General features: G+C 72.8%; 22 protein-coding genes. 8 read left to right on the forward strand and 14 right to left on the reverse strand.

Annotated features, from left to right (window positions below):
- Nucleotides 1-34: 34 nt before the first annotated feature.
- The 3 genes from OHA89_RS03560 to OHA89_RS03570 form a co-directional block, all read right to left on the reverse strand.
- A complete protein-coding gene (locus tag OHA89_RS03560) occupies nt 35-1222 on the reverse strand; it encodes an MFS transporter (RefSeq protein ID WP_406365185.1) in 1188 nt (395 codons plus the stop codon).
- Between the two features lie 78 nt (nt 1223-1300).
- The gene (locus tag OHA89_RS03565; protein WP_406365186.1) at nt 1301-2758 is read right to left on the reverse strand and encodes a CehA/McbA family metallohydrolase; all 1458 of its coding nucleotides are present in this window, start codon (nt 2756-2758) and stop codon (nt 1301-1303) included.
- A 91-nt stretch (nt 2759-2849) separates the two neighbouring features.
- The gene (locus tag OHA89_RS03570; RefSeq protein ID WP_406365187.1) at nt 2850-3422 is read right to left on the reverse strand and encodes a sigma-70 family RNA polymerase sigma factor; all 573 of its coding nucleotides are present in this window, start codon (nt 3420-3422) and stop codon (nt 2850-2852) included.
- A gap of 116 nt (nt 3423-3538) precedes the next feature.
- Between OHA89_RS03570 and OHA89_RS03575 the strand changes: the two genes are divergently transcribed.
- The 5 genes from OHA89_RS03575 (at nt 3539) to OHA89_RS03595 (ending at nt 8425) form a co-directional block, all read left to right on the forward strand.
- Entirely contained in the window at nt 3539-4366 is an 828-nt protein-coding gene (locus tag OHA89_RS03575; protein ID WP_406368374.1) for an alpha/beta fold hydrolase, read from the forward strand.
- A 56-nt stretch (nt 4367-4422) separates the two neighbouring features.
- A complete protein-coding gene (locus OHA89_RS03580; protein ID WP_406365188.1) occupies nt 4423-5376 on the forward strand; it encodes a GlxA family transcriptional regulator in 954 nt (317 codons plus the stop codon).
- 202 nt (nt 5377-5578) lie between these two features.
- Nucleotides 5579-6310 (forward strand): VOC family protein, encoded by a 732-nt coding sequence (locus tag OHA89_RS03585; RefSeq protein ID WP_406368376.1) that lies wholly within the window; start codon nt 5579-5581, stop codon nt 6308-6310.
- A gap of 35 nt (nt 6311-6345) precedes the next feature.
- Nucleotides 6346-6966, forward strand: a complete 621-nt coding sequence (locus OHA89_RS03590; protein WP_406365190.1) for a dihydrofolate reductase family protein — start codon at nt 6346-6348, stop codon at nt 6964-6966.
- Nucleotides 6967-7054: 88 nt separating this feature from the next.
- Nucleotides 7055-8425, forward strand: coding sequence for an FAD-binding oxidoreductase (locus tag OHA89_RS03595; protein ID WP_266612797.1), 1371 nt, complete (start codon nt 7055-7057; stop codon nt 8423-8425).
- Between the two features lie 6 nt (nt 8426-8431).
- Here the strand turns inward: OHA89_RS03595 and OHA89_RS03600 are convergent, their stop codons facing one another.
- The 3 genes from OHA89_RS03600 to OHA89_RS03610 all read right to left on the reverse strand — a co-directional run bounded on the left by OHA89_RS03600 (nt 8432) and on the right by OHA89_RS03610 (nt 10329).
- On the reverse strand, nt 8432-8863 hold the full coding sequence (locus tag OHA89_RS03600; RefSeq protein ID WP_266612798.1) for a VOC family protein: 432 nt from the start codon (nt 8861-8863) through the stop codon (nt 8432-8434).
- 140 nt (nt 8864-9003) lie between these two features.
- Nucleotides 9004-9720 carry a hypothetical protein gene (locus OHA89_RS03605; RefSeq protein WP_406365191.1) on the reverse strand — a complete coding sequence of 239 codons (717 nt, stop codon included), beginning with the start codon at nt 9718-9720 and terminating at the stop codon, nt 9004-9006.
- Nucleotides 9721-9774: 54 nt separating this feature from the next.
- Entirely contained in the window at nt 9775-10329 is a 555-nt protein-coding gene (locus OHA89_RS03610; protein WP_266612802.1) for a DinB family protein, read from the reverse strand.
- 109 nt (nt 10330-10438) lie between these two features.
- On the opposite strand from OHA89_RS03610, the gene OHA89_RS03615 reads away from it, so the two are divergent.
- On the forward strand, nt 10439-11746 hold the full coding sequence (locus OHA89_RS03615; RefSeq protein WP_266612804.1) for an alpha/beta family hydrolase: 1308 nt from the start codon (nt 10439-10441) through the stop codon (nt 11744-11746).
- On the opposite strand, the gene OHA89_RS03620 is transcribed toward OHA89_RS03615, so the two are convergent.
- From OHA89_RS03620 to OHA89_RS03635, 4 genes are all read right to left on the reverse strand, one after another.
- Entirely contained in the window at nt 11715-13640 is a 1926-nt protein-coding gene (locus OHA89_RS03620; protein WP_406365193.1) for a DUF2264 domain-containing protein, read from the reverse strand. The two genes, OHA89_RS03615 and OHA89_RS03620, sit on opposite strands and share 32 nt — an antisense overlap.
- Before the next feature lie 58 nt (nt 13641-13698).
- A complete protein-coding gene (locus tag OHA89_RS03625) occupies nt 13699-14802 on the reverse strand; it encodes an RICIN domain-containing protein (protein ID WP_266941839.1) in 1104 nt (367 codons plus the stop codon).
- A 58-nt stretch (nt 14803-14860) separates the two neighbouring features.
- Nucleotides 14861-15985, reverse strand: a complete 1125-nt coding sequence (locus OHA89_RS03630) for an alpha/beta hydrolase-fold protein (RefSeq protein WP_323186066.1) — start codon at nt 15983-15985, stop codon at nt 14861-14863.
- A gap of 148 nt (nt 15986-16133) precedes the next feature.
- Complete coding sequence (locus tag OHA89_RS03635; RefSeq protein WP_266612809.1) at nt 16134-16658, reverse strand: hypothetical protein; 525 nt, start codon at nt 16656-16658, stop codon at nt 16134-16136.
- A gap of 236 nt (nt 16659-16894) precedes the next feature.
- Between OHA89_RS03635 and OHA89_RS03640 the strand changes: the two genes are divergently transcribed.
- Complete coding sequence (locus OHA89_RS03640; protein ID WP_215141091.1) at nt 16895-17050, forward strand: DUF6131 family protein; 156 nt, start codon at nt 16895-16897, stop codon at nt 17048-17050.
- A 17-nt stretch (nt 17051-17067) separates the two neighbouring features.
- On the opposite strand, the gene OHA89_RS03645 is transcribed toward OHA89_RS03640, so the two are convergent.
- Entirely contained in the window at nt 17068-17556 is a 489-nt protein-coding gene (locus OHA89_RS03645) for a flavin reductase family protein (RefSeq protein WP_215141092.1), read from the reverse strand.
- Between the two features lie 77 nt (nt 17557-17633).
- Entirely contained in the window at nt 17634-19523 is a 1890-nt protein-coding gene (locus OHA89_RS03650; protein ID WP_266615260.1) for a TrkA family potassium uptake protein, read from the reverse strand.
- 188 nt (nt 19524-19711) lie between these two features.
- On the opposite strand from OHA89_RS03650, the gene OHA89_RS03655 reads away from it, so the two are divergent.
- Nucleotides 19712-20077 carry a hypothetical protein gene (locus OHA89_RS03655; protein WP_266612811.1) on the forward strand — a complete coding sequence of 122 codons (366 nt, stop codon included), beginning with the start codon at nt 19712-19714 and terminating at the stop codon, nt 20075-20077.
- 14 nt (nt 20078-20091) lie between these two features.
- Here the strand turns inward: OHA89_RS03655 and OHA89_RS03660 are convergent, their stop codons facing one another.
- Nucleotides 20092-21045 (reverse strand): NmrA/HSCARG family protein, encoded by a 954-nt coding sequence (locus tag OHA89_RS03660; protein WP_266612813.1) that lies wholly within the window; start codon nt 21043-21045, stop codon nt 20092-20094.
- Nucleotides 21046-21107: 62 nt separating this feature from the next.
- The gene (locus OHA89_RS03665; protein ID WP_266612815.1) at nt 21108-21401 is read right to left on the reverse strand and encodes a hypothetical protein; all 294 of its coding nucleotides are present in this window, start codon (nt 21399-21401) and stop codon (nt 21108-21110) included.
- Between the last annotated feature and the right edge of the window lie 2 nt (nt 21402-21403).

Here is a 21403-nt window from a genome sequence, read left to right on the forward strand (position 1 = left end):
TTCGACCTCGGATGCCCGCGCCGCCTGTGGCGCGTCACCCAGGCCGTCCCGGCCGCCGCAGCAGGTAGACGGCGGCGGTCGAGACGAGGACGGCCATACAGGCGATGAACACCAGGCCCGCGCCCTCCAGGCCCATCGGGCCGGCCAGGAGACCCACGCCGATCACCGGGACCGAGATGCCCGCGTACGCGACCACGAACAGGCTCGAGATCACGGCCGCGCGCTGGTGCACGGGAGACGCCTCGGTCACCGCCGACATCGCCCCGCGGAACGCCAGCCCCTGTCCGGCTCCGCCGACGAGCGCGCTCAGGACCACCAGCGACAGCAGGTCCCAGTACAGCGCCCCCGCCAGCAGCACCAGCCCGGCGAGGAGCCCGGCGCAGCCCAGGGGCAGCGAGCGCGTCACCCCGACCCGGCCGACCAGCAGCTGCCCGGCGGTCGAGGCGAAGAAGGCCAGCGCGACGACCAGCCCGCTCACGGCGTGGTTCTGCACGTCCAGGGACTCGGCGAGGAACGCCGGGCTGACCGAGGTGAACACCCCGAACAGGGCGAACCCCACGAACGAGGCGATCGCCGCGGGCACGAACACCGCCCGGACTTCCGCGGGCAGGCCGGGCCGCTGTGGCCGTACGGCGCTCAGGGGCCGCCGCTCCCGTACCGTCTCCGCGAGCCGCAGCAGGACGGCGACCGAGACGGCCACCAGGGCGAGGTCCACGGCGAACGGCAGGTACAGCGGCGCGACGGCGTACTGCGCGAGCACTCCGGCGAGAAGCGGACCGCAGCCCAGCCCGCCCATGTTGGCGGCCGTCGCCACCAGCGTCGCCTTGGCGGCCCGGCCGGACGGGGCCAGCTCCATCACGTAGGCGGTGGCGGCGCCGGTGAACAGGCCGGCGGACAGTCCCGAGAACAGCCGCCCCGCGTAGAGCCAGCCCATCCCGGTGGCGCACAGGAAGCAAACGGCGCTCGCCGCCGCGCATCCCAGGCCCGCGAGCAGCACCGGCCGCCGGCCCACGGCGTCCGAGGCGTTGCCCACCAGCAGCAGCACGCCGATGACCCCGAAGGCGTACACGGCGTACACGACGGTCACCATCAGCTCGGAGAACCCGAACTTCTCCTGGTAAAGGCCGTAGAGCGGGGTCGGCAGCGTGGTGCCCGCCATGCACACGGCGAACACCGCCGCGCCGAGCAAGCACTGGCGCCACCCTTGGCGATCACCGTCCATGCCGCCGACGGTAACCCCGCACCCCGTCCCCGCCCGGCGCGGCGTGCCCGGCGCGCCGCCGGGGTACGGGACCGCGGGTCAGGCCGACAGCAAGATCGGGTTGGTCAGCGCCGCCGGAGCACCGGGGAGCGGCGGGGCCGAGGCGGGATGGCGGACCTCGGCGCGGACGTAGGAGGTACGGGACGGGGTGGTGCGCCATTCGAGGCTCGTGGCCGCGGGGGCGGTGAACGCCACGCCCTGGTCGGTGACCAGCCGCAGGTCGTAGCTGCCGCTGCCGGTCACGGTCAGCCGGATCAGGACCTCCTCGGTGTCCGCCGTGGCCCGGATCCGGTCGCCGATGCCGGCGTGGGCGCCCCGGGCGGTCACCGCGTCGAAGGTCACCGACACGGCCGAGGACTCGGCCGCGTAGCTGTGGCCGGCGCGCAGACCGGCGAGTATCGCCTCGCGGGACAGGTCCTCGGCCAGCACCACCGTCTGCGGGCTGCCGACCCGGTCGGGGTCGCGGTGGTAGTCGCTGCTCGCGAGGACCGGGAGCCACTGCCCGCGACCGGCGGTGAGGGTGGCGTCCCAGGATGCGAGGGCCACTTCGTCATCGGGGGTCCAGGGGCCGTTCCACACCTCCACCGCGTCCGCCTCGCCGAAGCCGAACTTCCAGGCGCAGCCTATGCAGGTGGCGTGCGGGTGGGCGGGGACGACCAGTCCGCCGGCCTTGCGTATGTGGTGTGCGAAACGGTCGAAGCGCTGGTCGCGGGCCCGGTAGCGCCAGTCCGTGAAGGTGCCGGGTGCGGTGCCGACGGCGACGACGTGGCCGGTACGGGTGGTGATCTCCTCCCCGGTGAGGACGAGCAGGCCGGGATCCGCGGCGGCGACCGGGCCCCAGGCCGCGTGCGCCGCGTGGGTGTTGTGCTCGGAGGAGTTGATGAAGTCCAGACCCGCCGCGCGGGCCAGCGCGGCGAGTTCGGCCGGGGTGCGGCGGCCGTCGGAGTGCACCGAGTGCAGGTGGCAGTCGCCCCGGTACCAGGCCCGGCCCCGGCCACGGGCCCGCTGCGGCGGGTAGCCGGGGACGGCGGGCGTGCCCGGGTCGCCGTAGGTGAAGGTGGCGGTGATCACGTAGGTGAGGCCCTCGGGTGCCACCGTGTACGGCCCGAGCGCCACGTGCCAGCGGCCGGGCTCGAGGGGTCCGGGCAGATAGCCGGGGGTGGCGGCGTCGGCCCGCAGGAAGAACTCGCTGCGGGCGCCGCCCGACCAGCCGCGGAAGCCGTGGCCGCCGAGCCCCGTGCCTCGCTGGTCGAAGATGCCGATGTCGAGCGCGTTGCCCGGGGTGCCGGGTGGCACCGGGGGTTTCGCGTAGGTGTAGGAGACGCGCAGCTCCGCGGTCCCCGGCGGGACGTCCAGGGGGAGGTACACCCAGTCCGGGGCGCCGGGCGCGATCGTGCCGCGCAGGGTACGCGTGGCCGTGTCCCGGCCGGTGGGGGTGAGCGGCCCGACGGCCGCCGTCACCCCGGATGCCAGTAGTTCTCGTCTACTGAGAGCCATACGGCAACGGTGGCAGCCCCGGGTGAACCCGGAGTGCACGGCGCACGACGCGGAGGGACAGCGCTTCCGCGGCGAGCCCGTCGGGTGCGGGTCAGGAGTCGCCCCGGAGGCGGTCGCGCTGGATCCGGTGGGCGAGGGCCCGGCGCACCGATGCGGTGCCGGTGGCGGCGGTGGCGGCGGCCTTGGCGGGGACGTCGAGAGCGCGGCCGATCTGGTCGTAGGCGGCCTGGTGGCGTGCGGGCAGCTGCCCCCGGTGCAGGCGCAGGTCCTCTTCGAGGAGACGTCGCAGTTCGTCGACGTCCCGGGGCGTGAACCGCTTCCGGCCCCGGGCGAGGGCGTCGACGGTGCGGGTACAGCGCGCGGCGCCGTCCAGCGTCTCGGAGATTTCCTCGGCGAGGCCCCAGAGACGTCCCTCGAGCCACGGGGCATCGTACTGGTCGAGGGAGAGCTCCAACGCGGGCAGCGGATCGCCCGTCTTGTACTTCGTGACCTGCTTGGACACGGCGGGCTGGCTCATGTCGGTGAGCCGGGCGATCTTGTCCTGGGTCCAGCCGAAGCCGACGAACACCTTGATCATTTCGGTGCGCAGCTTCCGCATCTCCTCGCCCGCGCGGATGACCTCGTTCATCCCGGCGAGCATCCGCTCGGCCTGTTCCTCGGTCAACGTCTCCGGGTTTCGGGGTACACCCTTTTCGCCTGCCACAACTCGGTTATACACCCGAGAGCCGGATCGTCATAACCTAGTTGTACAACCTGGTTATGAATGGCAGGATCCGCGGCATGCACACCTTCTCCGCAGCTGACGGAACCCGCCTCGCCTACCGCACCCACGGAGACGGCGACCCCGTGGTCTGCCTCCCCGGCGGACCCGCGGACTCCGCCTACCTCGGCGACCTCGGCGGCCTGTCCGCGCACCGCCGGCTGATCGTCCCGGACCTGCGCGGCACCGGCCGGTCCGCGGTTCCCGAGGACACCTCCTCGTACCGCTGCGACCGCCTCGTCGACGACGTCGAGGCGTTGCGCGCGCACCTGGGACTCCCCGCGATGGACCTGCTCGCCCACTCCGCCGGGGCGAACCTCGCGGCGCAGTACGCGGCCCGGTTCCCGCACCGCGTGAGCAGACTCGCGCTGATCACCCCCGGTGCCCGGGCCGTCGGCATCGAGATCACCGGGGAGACCCGGCGCGAGCTCGCCCAACTCCGGGGGAACGAGCCGTGGTTCCCGGCGGCCTTCGCCGCGCTGGAGGCGATCACCGAGGGCACGGGCAGCGACTGGGATGCCACCGCCCCCTTCTTCTGCGGCCGTTGGGACGATCGCGCGCGGCAGCACCAGGCGGCCGGCCGGCCCCGGAACATGGAGGCCGTCACCGTCTTCGCGGCCGAGGGAGCCTTCGACCCGGAGACCACGCGCGCCGCACTCGCCGCCTTCGCGGCCCCCGTCCTGCTGCTCGCCGGGGAGTTCGACCTGAACAGCCCGCCTCGGTCGACGGCCGAGTTCGCCGGGCTCTTCCCCGACGCCTCATTCGTCGTACAGCCGGGGGCCGGCCACTACCCCTGGGTGGACGACGCCGACCGCTTCGTGGCGACCACGGCCGCGTTCCTGGGGTAGTTCCCCCGCCCGAGGCCGGAGCGGGGCGATCGCGGGAAATCTGCCAGACTCCCCGCATGCCGCCTTTCACGACCGTCGCCGCCTACACCCCGCCCGGTGTCGGCATGCTCGCCGTCGGTGTCGTCACCGAGGTGTTCGGCGCGCGTGCGGGGCTGCCCCGCTTCGACTTCGCGCTGTGCGCCGACCGGCCCGGGCCCGTTCCCACCGACCTCGGCGTACCGCTCGCCGTCGAGTACGGGCTGGAGCGGATGGCCGTCGCCGATCTGGTGGTCGCCCTGCCCTGGGCCGGCTTCCGGACACCGCTCGCACCGGCCGTGCTGGAGGCCCTGTCCGCCGCCCACGAACGCGGCGCCCTGGTCGCGGCCCACTGCGTCGGTACGTACGCCCTCGCCGCCGCCGGGCTGCTCGACGGGCGGCGGGCCACGACGCACTGGCGGTTCGCGGAGCTGCTGGCCCGCCGCCATCCGGAGGTCACGGTCGATCCTCATGCCCTCTACGTCGACGAAGGCCGCGTCGTCACGGGGGCGGGAGCGGCGGCGGGTTTCGATCTCTGCCTGCACCTGGTCAGGCGGGAGCACGGTGCCGCGGCCGCCAACGCCATCGCGCGCGACCTCGTGCTGCCCTCCCACCGCGAGGGCGGACAGGCCCAGTACCTCGCCGCCCCCGTCCCCGAGGACGCTCAGGACACCCGCCTCGCCGAAGTCCTCGCCTGGGCGCGCGAGCACCTCCACGAGCAGCTTCCCGTCGCGGAACTGGCCCGGCGTGCCGTGATGAGCAAGCGCTCCTTCGCCCGCCGCTTCACCGCGGCGACGGGGACCACCCCGCACGCCTGGCTGGTCAGCCTCCGGCTGAGCCGCGCCGAGGAGCTGCTGGAGACCACCGACCTGTCCGTCGAGGAGATCGCCCGCGCGGTGGGGTTCGCGAGCGCGGCCGTGCTCCGCGAGCAGTTCGTACGCCGGCGCGGTGTGCCGCCCCGCTCCTACCGGCGCTCCTTCACCCGCACCCCGTAGCGCCCGTTCATGGAAATCCGGGAACGGAGCACCACGTACGGGCAGGTCACCCGGGCGGTCGCATCGGAGCCGAGCCTCGCGAGCGGGGACGCCCGACGGCGCTAGGGTGAGCCGAACCCGGCCGTAGTGATCGCGAGCAAGGTGGGCAGCTGTGTCGACGTCGAGTCAAGAGATGTTCGGCGCGCCGTGCTGGGTCAGCCTGATGACCGGGGACCTCGACTCGGCGCAGCAGTTCTACGGGGCCGTCCTGGGCTGGCACTTCCGCCGCACCAGGCTCGGTGACGGCTTCTCCATCGCCTTCCGCGACGGCGCTCCCGTGGCCGGGGTCGGCGCTCTGGCCCAGCGGCTGGCCCTTCCGGCCGCGTGGACCCCGTACTTCGCCGTCGACGACGCCGATGTCACGGCGGCGCGGATCGTCGAGCGCGGCGCGACCATGGCGGTGGGCCCCCTCGCCTTCGGCACCGGACGCGCCGCGCTGGCCTCCGACCCCGACGGAGCGGTCTTCGGGTTCTGGCAGGGCCAGGTCATCCCCGACTGGACGGTCGGCCAGGGCAGCGCGCCCGCCTGGCTGGAACTGCGCACCCGTGACGCCTTCGCCGCGGCCGTGTTCTACGGTGAGGTCCTCGAGTGGGCCGGCGAACGGCCCGGCGGCTGCACGGTCTCCTACGAACACGACCACGTCGTGCTGCGCCACGGGAACGACACCCTGGCGCGCATCGTGGGCGGGGCCCTCGAGGAAGCCCCCGATCCGCAGGTCCGACCGCGCTGGCACGTCCATTTCCGCGTCCCCGACCTCGAGGCGACGGTGGAAATGGCCACCGGTCTCGGCGGTCGCGTCGTCTCGCCCGTGGACACCACGAGCACCAGCCGCTCGGTCGCCCTGGCCGATCCCGACGGCGCGTTGTTCACCGTGGTGGCCCCGCAGAACCAGTGACGGGACTTCGGCCACGGCAGCTCTGGAGGGCTGACATGAGGAAGATCATCGCAGGGCTGTTCATTTCGCTCGACGGCGTCGTCGAGGCACCCGACCAGTGGCATTTCCCCTACTTCAACGACGAGATGGGGGCGGCCGTCGACGCCACCCTCGGCTCGGTCGACACCATGCTGTTCGGCCGCAAGACGTACGACAGCTTCGCGGGGGCCTGGCCCGAGCGGGAGGCCGCGGGCGGGGAAGACGCCGCCTTCGCCAAGATCCTCGGCGACGCCCGCAAGATCGTCGCGTCGAACCGGCCCCTCGACTTCTCCTGGCGGAACTCCGAGCGGCTCGAGGGCGATCTCGTCGAGGCGGTGACCGCGCTCAAGGCCGAACCGGGCCCGGGGCCCATCGGAATGAGCGGCTCGGTCTCCGTCGTGCGTCAGCTGCTGGCGGCGGGACTGCTGGACGAGCTGCACCTGCTGCTGCACCCGATCGCCGTCCGCAAGGGCATGCGGCTGTTCGACGAGGGCGAGGCTCCGGTCCCGCTGACGCTGATCTCCTCGGAGACCTTCCGGACGGGCGTGCTGAACCTCCACTACGCCCCCGCGGAGCGGGTCGGCCAGGGAACGTACGAGGACGCCAAGACCCACCTGCGGCAGCAGCCCGAGGGCTGAGCGGTGTCGGGTTGAGGCTTCGTGGCACCGGCGTAGCGTGGAATGTGCTCGAGAGTCGGCGGCACGACGCACGCGAGGAGCAATCGCCATGGGCAAGCCCTCGATCGATCAGTTGCGGGAACGGGCACGCGGGGCGGTCGTCACCCCGCAGGACGACGGTTACGACGAGGCGCGCGCGGTCAACAACGCCATGATCGACAGGAGGCCGGCCGCCGTCGTGCGCTGCGCCAACGCGGGCGATGTGATGGCCACGGTCGACTTCGCCCGCGAGAACGGGCTCGACCTGGCGGTCCGCGGCGGCGGCCACAGCGTGCCGGGCTTCGGTACCTGCGACGACGGCGTCGTGGCCGATCTCTCCGCGATGCGTTCCGTCCGTGTCGATCCCGTCCGCCGGACGGCCCGTGCGGAGGGCGGAGCGACCTGGGGCGACTTCAACGCGGCGACGCACGCCTTCGGTCTGGCCGCGACCGGCGGGATCATCTCCACCACCGGTGTCGGCGGTCTCACCCTCGGCGGCGGCATCGGCTACCTCGCCCGCGGACTCGGCCTGAGCTGCGACAATCTGCTGTCGGCCGATGTGGTGACCGCGGACGGGCAGCTGCTCGTCGCGAGCGAGGAGGAGAACCCGGACCTGTTCTGGGCCCTTCGCGGCGGGGGCGGCAACTTCGGCGCGGTGACCTCCTTCGAGTTCCGGCTCAGCCCCGTGAAGGACATCTACGGCGGGCCGATCCTGTACGAACTGGAGGACGCGCGCACCGTCCTGCGCGCCTTCCGCGAACTGATCGCCGACGCGCCGGAGCAGCTCGGCGGCTTCCCGGCCTTCCAGATCGCACCGCCGCTCCCCTTCATCCCCGAGGACCGGCACGGCGAGCCCTTCGTCCTGATCGTGTCGTGCTGGGCCGGACCGCTCGACGAGGGAGAGCGCGCCCTCCAGCCCTTCCACGACATCGCACCGGTGGTCGCCGAACACGTCGGCCCGATGCCGTACCCCGCGCTCAACAGCGCCTTCGACGCGCTCGTACCGCCCGGCCTCCAGCACTACTGGAAGGCCAACTTCGTGACCGAGCTCAGCGACGACGCGATCGAAGCGCATCTGGTGCACGCGCCGCGGCTGCCCGCCGTGAACTCGACCGTGCACATCTATCCCATCAACGGCGCCTGCCACCGCGTCGCACAGGACGCGACGGCCTTCGCCTACCGCGATGCCACGTTCGCCACCGTCATCGCCGGGATGTGGCCCGACCCCGCCGACAACGAAGCCAACATCGCGTGGGTCCGGAACTACTACGAGGCGACCGCCCCGCACTCCGAGGAGGGCGGCTACATCAACTTCATGGCCGACGACGACCAGGGCCGGATCAGGTCCAACTACAAGGGCAACTACGACCGGTTGGCGGCAGTCAAGCGGGCGTACGACCCGGGCAACCTGTTCCACCTCAACCAGAACATCAAGCCCTGATCCGCCTCAGCGCTCCGACAGTTCCGACGGGGCCTCCTGGACCACCCAGCCGTTGCCGTCCGGGTCCTCGAACGTCATGAACGAGTTCCAGGTCCCGCCCTTGCCGTCCTCCCAGCCCGTGGCGCCGACATGGCGGATCGGGGAGACGTCCACACCCCGGTCCACCAGCTCCCCGCGGGCTGCCTCGATGTCCGTGACGCAGATCTGGAGCCCCTGGAGCGTCCCGGGTGCCGTCACCTTCGTACCGGGCGCCGCGGGCATCCCCTGAAGCATCGCGATCGAACACCGGGAGCCGGGCGGGGTCATCTGGATGATGCGCACACCGGGGGCCACCTCGTCGTCCAGGTCGACGTTGAAGCCGACCTTGTCGGCGTAGAACTCCTTCGACCGGTCCATGTCGGTGACAGGGACCGGGACGACTTCGAGTGTCCAGTTCACGGAGCGTCTCCTCACGAACGCCGGCGCGGCGGGGCGCGCCGGACCGAACGGATCAGGTCGGGTCCACCCTCGCCCACGAAGGAGCGGCCGCGCACCCCGAAACGCCGAACCGGCCCGGCGCCCCGAACCGTGAAGGTGTCTCAGTACCGGTTGGTCGCCCGGGCGCCGAGTGCCATGCCGACGGTCAGTGCGGCCAGGGCTCCGCAGAAGACCAGGGGCGACCACACCAGGACGGCCGGGCCGATCATGAGGATGAGGACGCTCAGCATGAACCAGGCGACGCCCAGGGGCAGTAGGGCGATCGGCCGGGCGCTCGCGAGTGCCCAGGCCGCCACCGCGAGACCGGACCAGGCCAGGGCCATCCAGGGCCACATGTCCGTCTGCGAGGCCGGCGGGTAGGTGCGGATGTGGGTGCCCACCTCCAGGCGGACCACACTGCCCTCCCAGAGCCGCAGCCGGACGCGGTCACCCGGCCGGGCCTCCGCGTACGCCTCGTGTCCGACCTCGAGCCACTCCGACCTGTCGGACCAGGAGACCCGCAGGCTGTAGGTCGTGGTGCAGCTGCTGCCGCCGCCGGTGGTGGCGGTACCGCCCGCCGCCGCCGTACCGCCGCTCGTGCCCGTCGACGTACAGCGTTCGCCGCTCTGCCGGTCGCGCACCTCGGCCGTCTCGGGCCGTACGCACCCTTCGCGGTCGCAGACGGGCGCCTGCCGGTACACGACGGTCGCCCGGTAGCCGTCCACGATCGCCTGCGCGGAGAGGAGTACGCCGAGTCCCGCGGCGAGGACGAGGAGTCCCCGCACCCAGGCGGGGAGCCTCCTGTCGTACCAACGCCCCCGGAAACCGGTCGAGTTCACACGCTGCTGGTGCCCCGCGCCCGGCTCGCGCACACCCGCCTTGCGTACGTGGGTCTAGATGCCGATCGCACCGTCGATGCGCTCGCGCAGCAGGTCCGCGTGTCCGTTGTGCCGGGCGTACTCCTCGACCATGTGGATGAGGACCCAGCGCAGCGACACCGTCCCGCGCCACACGTCGTGGCCTTCGACGTCGAGGTCGGGGGCCTCGGCGACGAACCGGTCCGCGAACTCCACTTCGGCACGCCAGGCCGCCCAGCCCTCCCGGACGGCCTCGGGGCCGGAATCCGCACCGTCGAAGTCCCCGTCGGGATCGGTCGGCGAGGAGAACCGGAGGGCGACGTCCTGCTGTGCCAGCACCTGACGGAACCAGCGGCGCTCGACGTCGGCGAGGTGCCGGACCAGGCCCAGCAGCGACAGCGTCGACGGCTCCACGGACCTCCGGGACAGGTCCGCTTCCAGGCCCGTGCACTTCAGCTCCAGGGTCGCGCGCTGGTCCGCGAGGAAGCCGGCCAGCATGCCCCGCTCCTCACCGGTCGCGGGGCCGCGGAACCTGCCGTCCTCCTCGGGCCCTACGAATATCTCGGCTCTGCTGCGCGGTGTCGTCGTCATGATCGCGATTATGCACCGCCGCCGATTTGCGGTGCAGCCGGATGTGGGGTTGTTTCGAAGTAGGTGCGTACGTGGTTTCCGTCTCCCCTGGGTTTGGGGGTGAACCACCGTGTTCTTCGCCCACCGCGAGGACGCCGGACGGCGCCTCGCCGCGGTCCTCGGGCACCTGAAGCAGGAGGATCCCGTCGTCCTCGGCCTGCCGCGCGGCGGGGTCCCCGTCGCCTTCGAGGTGGCGCGGGCACTCGGCGCCCCCCTCGACGTGATCGTGGTCCGCAAGCTCGGGGTTCCCTACCACCGCGAGCTGGGTTTCGGTGCCATCGGCGAGGGCGGGGTACGGGTGATCAGCGAGGAGATCGTACGCAGCAGCGGGGTCGCGGCGAAGGATCTCGCGGCGGTCGAGCACGCCGAGGAGGCGGAGCTCGTGCGGCAGGCGGATAAGTTCCGTGCCGGCCGCCCACGGCTGCGGCTCGACGGCCGGACGGTGATCGTGGTCGACGACGGGATCGCGACCGGAGCCACGGCAGCCGCCGCCTGCCAGGTGGTACGGGCGATGGGGGCGGCGCACGTGGTGCTGGCGGCGCCGGTGGCGCCACCGGACGCGGTCGGCTGGCTGCGCACCGCAGCCGACGAGGTGGTCTGTCTGTCCACGCCCCGTGGTTTCTCGGCCGTCGGCCAGTGGTACCAGGACTTCTCCCAGACCCCCGACGAGGAGGTCGTCTCGCTGCTGGAACAGGCCGCCCGGGCCGAGAGGACGGCGCAGGCCCAGGCGGAAGTGCAGGCGGAAGTGCAGGCGGAAGTTGAGGTGGACGCGGGCGGCGTCACGCTGGCCGGTGACCTCGCCCTGCCCTCGGGCGCCGGGGCGGTGGTGGTGTTCGCGCACGGCTCCGGCAGCAGCCGCCACAGCCCGCGCAACCGGTCGGTGGCCGCCGCCCTCCGGCAGGCGGGTCTGGGCACCCTCCTCTTCGACCTGCTCACACCGGCCGAGGAGGCCCACCGGGCGAACGTATTCGACATCGAGACGCTCGCCCGACGGCTGACGGACGCCACGCACTGGCTGCGGCGCCGGGAGTCCCTTCCCGTCGGCTATTTCGGAGCGAGCACCGGAGCGGCGGCGGCGCTGTGGGCCGCCGCGTCCGCCGACACCGGCGTGGGCGCCGTGGTCTCCCGCGGCGGCCGCCCCGACCTCGCCGGGGCTCGGCTCGCCGGCGTACGGGCGCCGACCCTGCTCATCGTGGGCGGCCGCGACACGACGGTCCTCGGCCTCAACCGGGAGGCCCAGGCACAGCTGCGCTGCGAGAACCGCCTCGACGTCGTCCCCGGCGCCACGCACCTCTTCGAGGAGCCGGGAGCCCTGGAGGAGGTCGCCGGCCTCGCCCGCGACTGGTTCACGCGCTACCTGACGGAACCAGACCGGTAGGCAGGTGCTCCACGGCGAGGGGCCCGAAGGTGATCCGGGTCAGTGATCCGTCCTCCGCCCACCGGACCTCGATGCCGTCGGCGTCCGCGCGCACGTCGGTGACCGCCGCCGCCAGAGGGGCCGGATCCGGCTCCGCCGTGAGGGTGGCCAGGGCCGCGTACAGGCCCGTTCCCGCCGCCTCGGCCGTCAGCCGCGGTACGAGGGCCCACGGGGTGAAGGCCGTACCCGCGGGCGCCCGGACCTCGTCCCGGGCGTCCCATCCGTGCAGCGGGTGGAGCGCGGACCGGACCGCGTCCGCGGGGCCAGCGGCCCAGCCGGTCTGCTCCGCGCGAGAACCCTCCGGAGCCCCCTGGACCCGGTGGACCCGCAGTTCGTACCGGCCCCTGACCACGGTGACGCTGTCCACGCGCAGGCCCGGCACCATGGGCATGCCGCCCGTGAAGACCGGCCGGTGCCAGGAGGCCGCCCAGCCCCAGCCGTCCCCCTGCCCGGCCCCGAGCGGGTGGATGCGGCGCCGGGCGCTGCGCACCCCGGCCACGACCACCGCGAGATGGTTGTCCGGGGTGTTGCCGTACGCCGTGGGACCGGTGCGGGTGGAATAGGCCTGGCGGGCGTAGAGCGGGTCCTCACGCGCCGCCGACTCGGCCTCGTCCGGGCCGACATGATCGCTTCCGTGGTTGTGCAGGCGTACGAGGCCGTCGGCGCGGGTGGACTGGACGAGCAGGCCCGGCGCCGGCAGGGCGAGCACCCGGTCCTCTCGCTCGCAGGGCGCGGCCTCCTCCGTCGCGGTCCACAGCGGATGTGCCGCGGGGGCCAGCAGGCAGACGAAGGCCTTGGACGCCCAGTACGGCGAGGCCGGTCCGGAGTAGGGCTGCAGGGTCGCCGCGTGCGCGCCGTGCCAGCCGAGGCCGAGCAGCCCGGCGTCGTCGACCGCGCCCCGGTCCAGGAAGTAGCGCAGCGATCCGCTCAGCAGGCGGCGCGAGGTGCCCGGGGTGAGCGGGGTGTGCCCGGTCACGGCGCCGAGGCCGACGGCGGCCGCGGCGGCGAAGCGGTAGGTCAGGGAGCGGCCGAAGTAGAGCGGCGCACCGTCGGCTCCGAAGAGCAGGGAGTGGCTGTCCAGGTGCGCGCGCAGCCGGGCCCCGTGCGGCTGCGCGCGCACGGCCGGGGTGTCGGCCGCGCCCGCGAGGTGGGCGTCGAGCACGGGATACAGGTGCAGGGCCCAGCCGTTGTAGTGGTCGAAGGCGCGGCCGTCCCCGTCGGCGTACCAGCCCTGGCCGCGGTACCACTGCTCCAGGAGGCCGAGGCCGCGGCGCCGGGCCCGGGCCGTCTCGGCGTCCCCCCGCCCCACCGACTCCAGGAATCCGGCCACGGTGAAGGGGAAGAGGTACCAGTTGTTCGGGGAGGGCACATGGCGCAGGGCGCCGCGCAGCCAGTCCTCGGCGCGGTCCTGTACGGCGCTGTCCAGCCGGTCCCACAGCCAGGGCCGGGTCAGCCGCAACCCGAGGGCCACGGAGGCGGATTCGACCATCGGCTGGCCCTGGACGTGCAGATCGCGGATGACCGGCCAGGATTCCGCGTCGTCACGGCCGGGGGTGCGGGTGCCGGCGGCGAGCCCTTCCGCGTAGCGGTCGAGCCAGCCGTACGGGTCCTTCCCGCCGTCGCCCGCGACGCGGAAGGCGGCGGCGAGGAAGGTACGGGCGTAGCCTTCGAGCCCGTCGGAGCGGACCCCGGAGGCGGAGGGCGGTCCCGGCAGGTCGAGCAGGGCCCCGCCGGGAGTGGCCCACCGCCAGGCGGCGCGCAGCAGTCCGTCCGCGGCCGCCTCCCAGTGGTCCCGCGTGTAGCCGGTGTAGGGGCTGAACTCACGGTTTTCGGCGGGGAGTCCGGAGATGACCATGCGGACATGCTGTTCGCATCGCCATCTCCGGGTCAACCGTCCGGTCTGTTGCCGAGGTTCAGGCGCAGGAGGTGAAGGTCGGGCTGGTGTTCGCGATGTAGAGGGTGGCGCCGCCGCTCGGGTCGTCCTTGACCGGGACGGTGATGGTGTCGTCGGCCTTCCAGGGGAACCCCTGTGCGTCGAAGGTCCAGTTGCCCGTCACCTTCCGCGCGAGCACGGAGAGGGTCACCCATCCGTAGTGTGCGGCGGGAACGGACACCTGGATGGCGTCACCGACGCTCGTCGAGCCGCTCCACACGTTCTGGAACGACAGGGCGACGCCGACCTCCGTCTGCAGGGCTCCGGCGGTACCGCCGCTGAGGCTCGAGGACAGCTCCGTCCCGATGCTGCTCTGCCAGCCTGTGGTCTTGTTCACGGAGAAGGACTGGCTGACCGGGGAAGCGGAGTTGTTGTACCAGACGGCAGACGCGCAGACCTTTGGCAGGGGAGCCGCGGGGGCCTCGCTCTTCACGGCCCAGGAGCAGCTGGCGGGGTCCCGCTGGCAGACCTTGGCGCCGTGGTCCACGGCCAGGTTCCAGGCGGCCGTCGAGTTCGTGGTCCAGCGCTGGTTCGCACCGGCGTGGCAGCGGGACTGACCCGTCCACGCGTCGTCGTACTGGGCGCTGGCGATGAGGTCGAGGCAGGAGTTGTCGCTCGCGTTGCGGATCATGAACGCGGTGGTGGAGCCCGCCACCGGCTGGAAGTACCACTTCTGGCTCTTCTGCCCGCGGCAGGTCTGCTGCCGCAGCGCGGGCCAGCTGAGGTCGATGCACTTGCCGGTGGTGCCGTTGACGATGGCGAAGCTGAAGTCGGCCGGGTCGACGGCCAGGTTCCAGGACTGGTGGAAGCCGGGCGCGGAGTTGGTGACGACGTACGCGTTGTCGTCACGCGAGCCGTTCTGCACGTCGAGGCGGCGGCCGTTGCTTACGGAGGTGAAGTTCACGCCCTCGAGGGCGGAGCCGCTGCTCTGGTCCGCCGTCGCCTGGGCAGCCGCGTTCGCCGGGGCAGCCGCGAGCGGCGAGGCCATGATGCCGAGGGCGACGCAGCAGGTCGCCAGGGCGGCGGCGAGTAAGCGCAGGCAGGACGTGGTGCGTTCCGGCACGGTGGCCGGGGATGAGCTCATGGGTCGGGCCTTTCTTGCGTTGGGTCGGGTGGGAGGGGTGGCGCCGGTGCGGCGGAGGTCAGGCCGCGGGGGCGGCGGCGAACGCCGCCTCCAGACGCGGGACCCAGTCCACGAGGTCCTGGCTCCAGCAGCCGCTGTTGTGGCCGCCGTTGCAGTTCGCGCCCCAGCCGGCGCCGTTGCCGTAGTTCACGTAGTGGTGCGGGAATCCGAGGGCGTCCAGCCGCTCCTTGGTGTGCTGCGCCGCCGACTGGACCCAGAACTCGCCGTCGGAGGGGTTGCCGTTCCCGTTTCCGGTGTAGACGGCGATGCCCATGCCCTTCAGCGCGGCCATGTGCGCGATGGGATCCGCGGCGTTCCAGCGCCAGTCGGCGTCGAAGAACGGATAGGGCGTGCCGAAGAGCGCGTCGCTGGAGACCGAGGGCCCGAAGTCGAGGGCGCAGGAGGGGCCGGAGCTGGAACCGCACAGCGGGGCACCGATGTTGGTCAGGGTGGCGACGACGGCCGCGCGGGTGACCGCGTGGTTCCTGGACAGTTCGTTGGCACCGGAGAAGGTGGCGACCTGGCTGAACAGGCCGGGGTGGCGCTGGGCGTAGTGCAGTGCGCCGAATCCGCCCATGGAGATGCCCGCGACGGCCCGTCCCTGCTTGCCGGTGAGGGTGCGCAGGTTGGCCTCGATGAAGGGGATCACCTGGTTGATGTGGAAGTTCTCCCAGTTCTGCGCCCCCGCGGCGGTCTTCTGGTCGAGCCAGTTGGCGTACCAGCCCCGGCGGCCCCCGTCCGGGATGACCGTGATCATCGACTGGGAGGCGGTGAGCGCGGGGTAGGCGAGGGCGGGGTTCGCGGGGTCGTCGGACGCGCCGTGCAGGAAGTAGAGGACCGGGTAGCGCTTGGCCGGGTTGGCGGCGTAGTCGCCGGGCAGCAGGATCCGGATGCGGTGCTCGCCGGCGACCTGGGGCGTGGTGACGGTGAGTACGAAGTTGGTGCCGGTGCCGGTCACGGAGGCGGTCTGGGTGAGTCCGAACCCGTCGGTCATGGCGGGCGGCGCCGGGTCGTCCGCGTGAGCGGGCGGTGTGCCCAGCAGGAGCATGGTGGCGGCCAGGGCGCCGACCACCGCCTTCGCGCGCAGGAGGCGGGCGGACAGGGACGTTCTCGTCGAGCGGGTGCGAACGAGGTTGTTGGCCATGGGCCGAGTGTGGACCAGCCACCCCGTCAATTTGGAGTCTAGTTCTAGAAATTTCTCGGCTTCTCTGGCCGGAACCGGGTCGGTCGCGCGGCCGGGAGCCACGAGCCACCGCTCGCGCCCCCGGCCTCCGGCGCGTTCGCGCCCGTAACTACTTGTTCTTGGCCAGGTCTTCCTGGAAGAGCTTCTCGCACGTGGGGCCGGTGTCCGTGGCGATGAAGGTGACCATCTGCAGCGCACCCGCCTTGCCGTGGTGGCTCGCCTTCAGGGTCCAGCCGCTCTTGTCCAGCGTCTTGATGACCGACAGCTGCTGATCGAGGGTCCGGCCCTCCTTCCATCCCCCCTTGACCAGGGCGGCGACGGTGGTCTCGTAGGACTTCTTCGAGTCGGTGGCCTTCTTCTCGTCCGCCTGCCAGCTGACCATGCAGGACTTGAGGGCCGCAGGGACCTCGTCCCCGGGCTTCTCGGCGAACCCGGCCGTCGTGGCCGCGCCCTCGATCTCCTTCTTCACCGCGGCGGCGTCAAGGGTGCCGCCCGAACCCGCCTTCGCCGGGGCGGAGGAACCGGAAGCCGGCGTTTCACCGCCCTTGCCCTTGTCCGAACCGCCTTCACTGCCGCAACCCGCGACCAACAGCACCGCACCGGCGGCCGCGGCCGCCCACCTCGCCTTGCGCACTACAACCCATTCCCGTGTGCACGCGGACCCGTGCCCGCGTGATCAAGGCAGAAGTCTGCCACGGGGGTTCACGTCCGGCGGCGAGGCCGCTCGGCCCCACCGGGACGGCCGGGCTCGGCACCCTGCGCGCACGGCCGGAAGGCGCCCGTTCACGACAGAAGCCGCCCGAGGGGGCTCCGGATGCATTCCTTCGCCGGGACGGGGCAGAAGCGGGCTACGAGATTGGAGGGAAAGTCATGATCGTCCTTGGAGTCATCCTGCTGGTCATCGGCTACTTCGCCGGCATCTCCATCCTGTGGACGCTCGGGATCATCCTCGTCGTCATCGGCCTGATCCTGTGGATCCTGGGCGCCGTCGGACACGCGGTCGGCGGACGCAAGCACTACTACTGAGTGCGACCCGCCGAGCACTACGCGGGGTGGCCGGGCTTCAGCCCGCGCACGTCGCCGTACCTGAGCAGGGCGGGCGGCGGGCCCTCGGCGGGCGGGCTTTCCCGGGCGGGCGCCAGCAGGAAGCCCACGTGGTCTCCGCCCTCGATCTGCCCCTCGACACGGCCGGTGAACCAGGTGTCCACCTCCGTGAGGACGGGGCTGCCCTCCTCGCCCGGCCGCCAGCCCGCCCGCGCGAACTTGTCCACGCGGTCGCCGGTCCGGCCCCCGAAGAGCTCGGCCAGCGGCAGCTGGTCCCGGCGCAGCGCGTGGACCGTGAGGTACGAAGCCTCGCGCGCGACCCGGTACGTGTGGTTGGCCGTGGACAGCCAGACGACGAAGCGCGGCGGGTGGATGGAGCATTGCGAGGCGAAGCCCACCAGGCAGCCCGCCCGCTGTCCCCCGGCCGCGGCAGTGACCACGTACATCGGGCCGTCCAGTACGTGGGTGAAGGCGTCCAGCTCCGGCACGGCGGCTCTCCTCGTGGTGCGGTCGAGTGTCTGGCGGGTGCCCCGGGATCGCCCCGGTCATGCGCGGCCGCGGCCGGTCAGGGGTGTGGGGCGGCCGCCCCGGTACGGCCGAGGAGCTCGGCGAGCCCGCGGCGGGTGGCGGCCAGGACGACGCGGTCCTCGGGCTTGAGCACGTAGCCCGGGTGCGGCTGCCAGACCAGTCCCGGGCCGGGGGCCGTTCCCTCGCGCGGTGCGGAGGCCAGGTCGGGGCGGCGGTCCGCGGGCGAGGCGGTGTCGAGGGCGACGACCCGCCAGGCACCGGGGCGGAAGGACTCTGTGACGGTCCGGCCCTCGAGCCGCGGGTGGCCCGCCACGTCGACGACGGCGAAGAGCAGCACCCGGCGTTCCACCGCTATGGCCCCGAGGATCTGCCGGCCCATCATCGCCCCGGCGAAGGCGGGGGCGGCGAGGTGGGTGACGCTCCGGCTGCGGGTGAGCGCGCCCGGGTGGGCGGCGCGCAGGGTGCGGTAGACGGCGGTCGCGAAGTCGTCCTCGTACAGCCGCATCACGACCCGGAGGTCGGGCTTCACCCCGCGCGCGTACAGGGCGGCTTCCAGGTTGGTGGTGTCGGAGCTGGTCAGGGCCAGCAGGGCGTGTGCCCGGTGGACGCGGGCGGCTTCCAGTACGCCCTCGTCGGTGACGTCCCCGACGACCACCGGCACCCGAAGGCGGCGGGCCAGGGCCAGTCCGCGGGCCCGGGGGTCGGACTCCACGCAGACCACCGGGATCTCCAGCTCCCGCAGCCGCGCCAGCACGCGGGTACCGATCTTGCCGAGGCCCAGCAGCACCACGTGCCCGGAGAGCCCGCGGGGCGGGCGGCGCAGCACCGTGGCCGTACGGAAGGCCCCCAGCGCCTCGAGCGCCGCCGCCACCAGGACCGGCAGCAGGAGAAGGCCGACGAACCCGGCCAGGATCTGCAGCACCTGACGCTGTGTCGGGGCTCCGACCGCCGGGTCGTTGATCGCGAAGATGTCGAGCAGCGTGACGTACGCGGCGTGCAGCGGATGATCGCCCGTGGTCAGCCAGGAGGCCACGGCGAGTGCGGTGACGGCGGCCACGATGCCGGCCAGCGACCAGCGCAGTCTTCGGGAGAAGAGCGAGGCCACCGGCAGTGAGGCGGCGCTGAGCCGCGGGGTCGCCACCTGCGCGGGACCGGCGTGGGTCACCGTTTCGAGGGCCACGATGCCCCGTCCCGTCGCGGCCGCCACCGCTCGGTCGTCGGGCAGGAGTTGGAGCCCGCGTTCGCCGCCGAGTACGGAACTGTCGCTGCCGGCCGGGTCGGTGGACGTCGCGGACAGCAGCGCGAGGGTGCACAGCCCGGGATCGGCCGTCTCGCCCCGTCCCCGAGGCGTACGTTCCACCGCGCGCAGCAGCAGACCGTCCGCCTGGACCACCTTGCTCGTGCCGGCGACCGCGCTCGCGGCCAGCGCGGGCGCGGCCGTGTCGGCGTCGGACAGCACGGTCGTGGCGGAGTCCCGCTCCCGCGGGTCGATTCCCGGTTCGGCGACGATCGCCGCCTGGTCCAGGAGGTCCTCCAGATGCTGGCCGAGCTTGCGGTTGTAGAGCCGGATCACCAGCCGCAGCCTGGGGTTGAGCCGCCGGGCCACCAGGGCGGCCCGTACGTTGCGGTCGTCGTCCTCGTACACGAGCGCGAGCGCGGCGGCTCCGGCCACCACGGAGGCCAGTACCTCCTCGTCCGGCTCCGCCGCGTCCACGATCCGCGGCTCGTCCGCCGGCCGCTCCCCCGCCGGGACGCGGGGCGCTCTGGCCGACGGGATGCGCCCCCAGCGCCCCCGCCGAGGCGGGGAGCCCACCGCGAGCGGTGGCTCGCTCGTCGGCGGCACGACCAGCGTGACGCGTTCCCCGTACACCTCCCCGAGTTCGGCGGCCAGCCTGCGGGCCAGCCCGTCGTCACCGCACACCACCATCCGGCCCGCGCCGCCCGGGACTTGAAGAACCTGCTGCGGAATCTGCACGGGCTCAGCATGCCTTGCGCCCCCGGCACCGGGCCCGGCAGGCCCGGCCCGGCCCGCACCGTCTCGCGGAGCCCCGGCACCGGGTCCAAGCTGGAGGAGAAAGTGCGCGTTCAGGAGATCACCCGAAAGAGAAGGGCCCCATGACAGCAACCACACGCGAGGACACTCCTGTCGCCATCGAGGGCGGGGGCGTGGAGCTCCGGACCCGGGAGATCGGCGGCGACATGTCGGTCGCCTTCGTCCGCTTCCCCCGGGGCACGGACATGGGTCCGGCCCTCAAGGGCCGGGCGGACGACGGCCTCTGCCCGTGTCCGCACTGGGGCTACCTCGTCAAGGGCCGACTCAAGATGGTCACGCGGGACGGTGAGGAGGTCTACGAGGCGGGACAGGCCTCCTACTGGGCCCCGGGCCACTCGCCGGTCGCCCTCGAGGACTGCGAGTACGTCGACTTCTCCCCGACCCGGGCCTTCACCGAGGTCCTCGACCACGTCAAGAACCAGGGCTGACCGCGGAGCGGCCGTCACGTCAAGGCGGTGCGCAGCTCGTCGCGGTGGGCGGCGAGCCAGGTCCCGAAGTCCTGGAGGGCGGGATTGAGGTCGCGGATGGCGGCGAGGTCCCGGGCGGCGGTGAAACGGTCCGCGCAGTCGGCGTAGTACTGGAACATGTTCCCGGTCTCGTCGGCGCCCGGGAAGCCCAGACCGCGGAAGGCGTCCGCGGTCACGGGGCGGTAGCGCACGGGTTCGCCGACGGTCTCGGTGAGGGCCGCGGCCATGTCGGCGACCGTGAGGTGCTCGCCGGCGATGCTGACGGTCGCCGCGATGAGGTCGGTGTCGCGCTTGAAGACGCCCAGGGCGGTCTTGCCGATGTCCGCCACGGCGATGCCCGAGAGCCTCCTGTCGCCCATCGGGAGGACCAGCTCGAGGACGCCGTCCTCGCCGCGCCGCGGGGCGGCGATGGTGAGCAGGTTCTCCCAGTAGAACGTGGTCCGCAGGAAGGTGGTGGGCACGCCCTCCTCGGTGAAGTAGTGGTCGGCCTCCGCCTTGCCGTCGAAGTGCGGGACCTTGTAGTGCTCCTGGAGCGTGGGCATCCGCGTGTCCTCGAGCGGGACGCAGTCGCGCGTGTCCTCCAGCGTGGACCAGATCGCGTGCTGGATTCCGGCGTGGGAGGCGGCGCGGGCGAGGGCCAGTGCCTGGGCCTTCTCGCGCTCGGCGGACATGTGCTCCCAGAAGTTGGTGACCAGGTAGGCCCCGTACGCGTGCTCGAAGGCGGCCGCCAGGCTCGCCTCGTCGTCCATGTCGGCCTGGACCACCTCCGCCCCGAGCCGGGTCAGCTCCCGGGCCTGCGGGGAGTCGGAGTGGCGGGTCACGGCGCGGACCGCGAAGCCGCTCTCCGGGTCCGCGAGGATCGCCCGCACCAGGCCGCCGCCCTGCGAGCCGGTGGCACCGAACACTGTGATGGTCTGCTTCTCGCCCATGACCCCCTTCTTCGCACACTCTCCGCGTCCGGGACGTCACGCCACGCCATGAGGAAGGTGCTTCAGTGGCCCGGGCGCAGCGGTACGTCCGGCATGAGGTACCTCGTGCCGGACTCCATCAGGGCGCACATCGGGCTGTCGTCGGCGCTGTCCGGGTAGGCGAGGTCGATGGCGAAGGGCTGCGGCGGATCGCCCGGCAGCTCGGCCGTCAGCACCGTACGGGCGGCCCTGGGGGCCCGGCCCACGGCGACGGTCTTGCCGTCGACGAGCACCTCCACGGGCCGGCGCGGGCCCTCGTACAGGACGCTGATCGAGTGACCGTTCTGATCCAGATGGAATCGGTGCCGGATGGTCATCG

This window comes from Streptomyces sp. NBC_01546 (genome assembly GCF_045208355.1).
Classification (GTDB): domain Bacteria; phylum Actinomycetota; class Actinomycetes; order Streptomycetales; family Streptomycetaceae; genus Streptomyces.